Source organism: Mycoplasma todarodis (assembly GCF_004335995.1).
Lineage (GTDB): Bacteria > Bacillota_I > Bacilli_A > Mycoplasmatales > Metamycoplasmataceae > Mycoplasma_K > Mycoplasma_K todarodis.
In genome coordinates this window covers 34,262-40,805 of sequence record NZ_PSZP01000008.1, presented here as the reverse complement: position 1 = coordinate 40,805, position 6,544 = coordinate 34,262, and the positions used below count along the sequence as shown (strand labels likewise).

The 6,544-nt window shown below is 31.8% G+C and carries 6 protein-coding genes; all 6 read left to right on the top strand.

Annotated elements, in window-relative coordinates:
• On the top strand, positions 1 to 753 hold a 753-nt coding region (locus tag C4B25_RS01775), incomplete at its 5' end, for an RluA family pseudouridine synthase (RefSeq protein ID WP_131613351.1).
• A gap of 40 nt (positions 754 to 793) precedes the next feature.
• Positions 794 to 1,549 (top strand): glycosyltransferase family 2 protein, encoded by a 756-nt coding sequence (locus C4B25_RS01770; protein ID WP_131613350.1) that lies wholly within the window; start codon positions 794 to 796, stop codon positions 1,547 to 1,549.
• Positions 1,550 to 1,584: 35 nt separating this feature from the next.
• Positions 1,585 to 3,543, top strand: coding sequence for an NAD-dependent DNA ligase LigA (gene ligA, locus C4B25_RS01765; RefSeq protein WP_131613349.1), 1,959 nt, complete (start codon positions 1,585 to 1,587; stop codon positions 3,541 to 3,543).
• A gap of 1 nt (position 3,544) precedes the next feature.
• A complete protein-coding gene (gene gatC, locus C4B25_RS01760; protein ID WP_131613348.1) occupies positions 3,545 to 3,829 on the top strand; it encodes an Asp-tRNA(Asn)/Glu-tRNA(Gln) amidotransferase subunit GatC in 285 nt (94 codons plus the stop codon).
• Complete coding sequence (locus C4B25_RS01755) at positions 3,829 to 5,133, top strand: amidase family protein (protein WP_131613347.1); 1,305 nt, start codon at positions 3,829 to 3,831, stop codon at positions 5,131 to 5,133. The genes gatC and C4B25_RS01755 overlap by 1 nt, the downstream gene beginning before the upstream one ends.
• Positions 5,126 to 6,541 (top strand): Asp-tRNA(Asn)/Glu-tRNA(Gln) amidotransferase subunit GatB, encoded by a 1,416-nt coding sequence (gene gatB / locus C4B25_RS01750; RefSeq protein WP_131613346.1) that lies wholly within the window; start codon positions 5,126 to 5,128, stop codon positions 6,539 to 6,541. The genes C4B25_RS01755 and gatB overlap by 8 nt, the downstream gene beginning before the upstream one ends.
• Positions 6,542 to 6,544 lie beyond the last annotated feature (3 nt).

Here is a 6,544-nt window from a genome sequence, read left to right as displayed (position 1 = left end):
GACGTTCCTGCAGCAAGAATAGAAAAACTTTTTAGAAAAAAAGATATAAAAGTGAATGGTAAAAGATCACTTAAAAAGAACTATGAAATCCAAGAAGGGGATGAAGTAGTAGTTTACGGTATTGAGACAGAAGGGGTTAAGCAACCAAAGTTTGCAAAACCTAATTTTGAGGTGATTTTTGAGGATGAAAACATCTTAGTGGTTAATAAACCAGTTGATGTGGCAATTCACTCAGAAAAGAGATGTTTAGACGATCAAGTGTTGACATACTTAAATTGAGAAAATACAGATTCTTTCACGCCATCACACGTAGGGAGAATTGATAAAGTAACATCAGGATTAGTGATTTACGGTAAAACATACGAAGCACTAAGACAATTAAAAATGAATCAAGGTTCATTTGAAAAAATTTATAGATTCCAATCAGATCTAGATCAAGATTTAGAAACTGAATACTTAATTGGACATGATGAAAGAAAACAAAGAATGTGTATTCACCCAAAAGGTAATGTAGCAAAAACTAAATTCTGAAAAGAAAAAAATAAACAATATGCTCAAATTTTTACTGGTAGAAAACACCAAATTAGAGTTTCATTGGCTAAATTAGGTTTCCCAATTTATGGGGACATTAAATATGGCGGAAGACAAGAATATAGAGTATTCTTACATTCATTCTCTACAACGTTAAGTGGCTTAGAAGGTGAATTAAAATACCTAAATGACAGAAAGTTTGTTTGTAAGCCAAAATGATAATGGTTCTTAACTAATTATTATTTGTTAAAATTGATATACTATGAAAAAAATATTAAACAAAGTTTTAGTTGTAATTCCTGCTTATAACGAAGAGGGAGCAATCCTTGGAGTAGTTAAAGAAATGGAAGAAAAATGTCCTGACGTTAACTACATCGTTATTAACGACTGTTCAACTGATAAGACAGAGGAAATACTAACTAAAAACAAAATAAAACACTTAACACATGAGAAAAATAAAGGATTATTTGGAACAATGACAACTGGATTTAAATATGCTCTTGAAAATAATTTCGAAGCTGTTATTCAAGTTGACGGAGACGGACAACATGATCCATCAGAAATTGAAAAAGTTGTACGTATTTGAAAAGAAAAAGATTTAGATTTTGTTCAAGGTTCAAGATTCATGGAAGCTAAAAAACCACATACTGCAAGAATGTTCGGTTCAAGAGTTATTGGATTCTTTATGCTACTAACACTTGGAAAGAAAATCAAAGATCCTACAAATGGAATGAGACTATATGGTACTGAATTAATCGAAAGATTCGCTAATGATTCGAAATTACACCCAGAACCAGATACAATTGCCTACTTAATTAAAGATAAGTATAAATTTGAAGAGGTTCAAGTTATTGTTAGGGAAAGAGAAACAGGTGAATCTTACTTAACATCATTTAGAATTATTAAATATATGGCTAAAACCGTTTCTCATATGGTGTTTAAGGTTCCTTTTATGAAGAAACCACACAAGAAACAACTTAAGTTACAAAAGAAACAACAAAAGAAACAAAACAAATAGTATATACTATACTATTTTTTTTATATAATTCTTACATGAATAAGACACTAGAACAAATTAATAAATTAAAAAAAGAATTAACTGAATGAGGATACCAATATTACACACTAGATAATCCTACTGTTTCGGATGCTCAATATGATGGTTCTATGGAATTATTGAAACAATTGGAAGCTGAAAATCCAGAGTTAGTAACTAAAGACTCGCCAACTCAAAAAGTTGGGGGATATGTTCTTGATAAATTTACAAAAGTAGAACATAAAATTCCTATGCTTTCTTTATCTAATGCTTTTAATAGCGAAGACTTAATTAAGTTTGATGATCAAATCAAAAGAGAATTACATCATCAAGGTGAAATTGGATATGTATGTGAATTAAAAATTGATGGTCTGTCAATTTCATTACATTATAAAGATGGTTTTTTAGAAAAAGCTGTAACAAGGGGTAATGGTTTAGTTGGTGAAGATGTAACTCACAATGTTAAAACAATTAAATCTATTCCGCTTTCTATCAATTATAAAAACGATTTAGAAATACGTGGTGAGGTATTTATGCCAGATAATGTATTTGAAGAGTTGAATAAGCAAGGGTTTAATTTTGCTAACCCTCGTAATGCTGCCTCAGGTACATTAAGACAATTAGATTCAAAGATAGCAGCTTCTAGAAATTTAGACGCATTTCTTTATATGGTTCCTAATCCGTTGGAACATGACTTAAATACTCACAACGAAGTGTTAAACTTCCTTGCGAAGAAAAGATTTAAAACAAATAAAGAAACAAGGTTTGCTAAAAACATAATGGAAGTAATTAAACTTGTTGAAGAATTAACAAACAAGAGAGATGCTCTTGGCTATGAAGTAGATGGTATTGTAATCAAAGTTGATGACAATAGACTGCATGAAGATATCGGTTATACTGCGAAAGCACCTAAATACATGATTGCTTACAAGTTCCCAGAAGAGATTGCAACGACAACATTGGAGGATATTTTCCCAACTGTTGGTAGAACAGGAAGAATAACATACAATGCCAAATTATCTCCTGTTAGATTAGCGGGTACAGTTGTTGCCGCTGCGACATTGCATAATGCGGATTACGTTAGAGAGTTAATGCTTGACGTTGGTGACGTCGTTAAGGTTAAGAAGGCCGGGGAAATTATTCCTAAAGTAGTTGGAGTTGTTGGAACAAAAGAGACACAAATGTGATCTGAAGAAAAAGACTGTCCAATTTGTAACCACCCATTACATAGGGTACTTGGAGAAGTTGATCAATATTGTATCAACTTAGAGTGTCCAGCAATTTTAAAAGCATCAATCCAACACTTTGTTTCGAGAACAGCTATGGATATCGAAGGATTTGGAGATAAGATTGTTGAGAAGTTAATTGAAGAAAAAATAATAAATTCAATTATAAGTATTTACTCAATTAAATATGAAGATCTTATTAACCTCGAAGGATTCCAAGAAAAATCAGTAACCAAATTATTAGAATCTATTGAGAAGTCAAAAACACAAGATTTAGATAGATTTATCTTTGGTCTAGGGATTAGACATGTCGGTTCTAAGTATGCAAAGATACTTGCGAAAAGATTTGGAACTTTCGAAAACATTGCTAATGCTACAGAAGAACAATTAATACAAATAAGAGAAATTGGTCCTAAAGTCCAAGAAAATGTAATTGAATACTTCAAAGAAAATCAACAAATTATTGAAGAGTTTTGTAAAGTTGGAGTAAAACCAAAAGAGCTAGCTGGAGCAGAATCAAATATTCTAGAAGGTAAAACTTTTGTAATTACTGGTTCTCTAACAAAACCAAGAAAACATTTCAAAGACTTGATTGAGTCTAATGGTGGAAATGTATCGAGTGCCATTTCATCAAGAACTGATTATTTATTAGCAGGAGAAAAAGCTGGATCAAAACTTACTAAAGCAAACTCATTGGGAGTTAAAGTATTGAACGAAGAAGAATTAATAGAAAAGTTAAAAGGAGAATAACATGACAAAAGAATCATTAAGACAAATTGTAAAATCATTAAAACTTGAACCAACAGAAGAAGTTTTAAATGGATTAGAAAGAGATTTCGAAAAAATCAAAGCTTCTTTCGAAGAATTAAAAAAGATTGATGTAGATAACGTTGCACCTATGTATCGTGTAGATGAAACACCTACAACATTCTTGAGAGAGGATAAACCTGTAGACGGTTTCTCAAAAGAACAAGTGCTACATAATGCTCCTACAAAAGATGAAACATTCATAACAATGAAAAGGGTGGTGAAATAATGAAAAAATACAATATTGAACAAGCTGTTGCTGAATTTAAAAATGATGCAAATAACGCCGTTGCTTTTACTTATGAAAACCCACAATTTTCTGAAGGACCATTAAATGGTAAAACAATAACAATCAAAGATGCTTTTGCAACACATGATGCACCTACTCAATCTTCTTCAAAAATTCTTGAAGGTTTTGAACCACAATATGATGCAACAATCGTAGGGAAGTTAAGACAATCTGGTGGAGCAATCATCGGTAAAACTCACCTTGATGAATTGGCACTTGGTGGAACGGGTACTTATTCAGCTTTTGGTGTTATTAAAAACCCTCTAGATTCAGAAAGACACATTGGTGGTTCTTCTTCTGGTGCAGCTGCAACTTTAACAGATAATATTGCCATTGCTATTGGTTCTGATACTGGTGACTCTGTTCGTATTCCAGCTTCATTTGTTGGTAAAGTAGGATTTAAACCTTCATATGGTGCCGTTTCTAGATTTGGATTGTTTGCTTATTCATCTTCATTAGATACTGTCGGATGACTAACACACGACGTTGCTACTGCAATTGATGCTGCACAAGTAATGTATGGTGTTGACGAAAAAGATATGACTTCTAAATCAGTTTCCATTCAAAATACTGAAATTAATAAACCTAAAAAAGTTGGTTTCTTAAATGTTGGTAAATGATGTAAAGAATATGCATCAAAAGAATATACAAACTTAATTGAAAAATTTAAAGCAGAAGGTGTTGAAGTAGAAATGATTGATGTCGAAGAACATTTATTAAATGCCGTAACTCCAGTTTATAGATTAATTTCATATTCTGAAGCTTCTTCAAACTATTCAAACTTAACAGGTGTAGCATTTGGTTCAAGAATCGAAGGTGAAAACTGAGAAGACACTATGATGAAAACTCGTTCACATGGGTTTGGTTCAATGGTTCAAAGAAGATTTACACTTGGTTCTTTCTACTTAGATAAAAATAATCAAGTTGAATATTTTGAGAGAGCTCAAAAAATCAGAAGATTAATTGTTGAAATGCAAAAAGAATGACACAAGAATAATGATCTTGTGATCTACCCTTCAACAGGTGAGGTAGCAAATAGATTTGATGAAGAAAGAATTGATAACTTTATGAGTGGAATTTTAACTTCTTCAAACTTATCAGGTTTCCCATCAATCACACTTCCATGAGCAAAACATGAAGGTATGCCATTTGGTATCCAATTAGAAAAATCATTATACGAAGATGAAAAATTACTTGGATATGCATTATGAGTAGAAAAAATTATAGGAGGTTCACATGAATAATTTTGAAGTTGTTATCGGGATAGAAATCCACTTAGAATTAAATACAAAAACAAAAATGTTCTCAGCTTCTGCAAATAATTACGAAGCTCAACCAAATACAAATGTTAACTCAATAGACCTTGGTTTCCCGGGTTCTCTTCCTACAGTTAATAAACAAGCTGTACTTCATGGAATAATGCTTGGAAAAGCTCTAAAAATGGATATTGACAATGAGTTACACTTCGATAGAAAGAATTACTACTACCCAGATTTACCAAAAGGGTACCAAATCACTCAACAAAGAAGACCTATTGGGGCTAATGGTTCAATTCCTATTACTGTTGATGGAATCACAAAAGAAATTTCTCTTGAAAGAATCCATTTAGAAGAAGATACTGCAAAACAAATTCACTCAGGTGAAACATCACAACTTAACTACAACCGTGCTGGTGTTCCATTATTAGAAATTGTTACAGATCCTGTTATTAGATCAGGTAAAGAAGCTGCAGCTTATATTGATGCCATTAGAAAAACTGCTAAAGCATTAAATATATCAGATGCAAAAATGGAAGAAGGTTCATTGCGTGCCGATGTCAATATTTCTTTAAGACCATATGGTCAAAAAGAATTTGGTGTTAAGGTTGAGATTAAAAACATGAACTCAATTTCAAATGCTCAAAAAGCTATCGAATTCGAAATTGCTTTACAAACTAAAAAACTATTAACTAACCAAGTTATAACAATGGATACAAAACGTTTTGATGCAGAGAATAGCGCAACAATTACAATGCGTACAAAAACTGGTGCAACTGATTATAAATACTTCCCAGAACCAAACATTCCTGTAATCACAATTCCTCAAGAAATGATTGATTCAGTTCAACTTCCTGAGCTTCCTTGAGAAACAACAGCTAGATTTGAAAAATTAGGTCTAAACCAAGAATATGTTAATTCTCTTGTTGCTGATTTATCAATGGCTAAATATTTTGATTCAATTCCTTATGAAGATAAAGAAAAACTTGCAAAAGTATTCTTCTCAGAAATTGTTCAATTATCAAATTCTAAATCAATTCCTGTAACTGAATTGAATATTGATCCTGCTGAAATAGCAAGAGCAATCACACTAACAGATAAAGGTGATATTTCAGGTAAGCACTTGAAAAAAATACTGCCACTTCTAATCGATAAAAAAGAAACAGTAGATAAAATTATCGAAGAGAAAGGCATGAAGCAAATTTCTGATTCTTCAATTTTATTCCCTATTATTGATAAAATTATATTAGAGAATGAAAAACTAGTTGCTGAATATGGTTCAAGACCAGAACGTGTTACTAAATTTATTCTTGGAACACTGATGAAACAAACACGTGGTCAAGCGAACCCAATTGTTTCAAATAAATTAGTTGTCGAAAAATTGGAGGCATTATAAAAA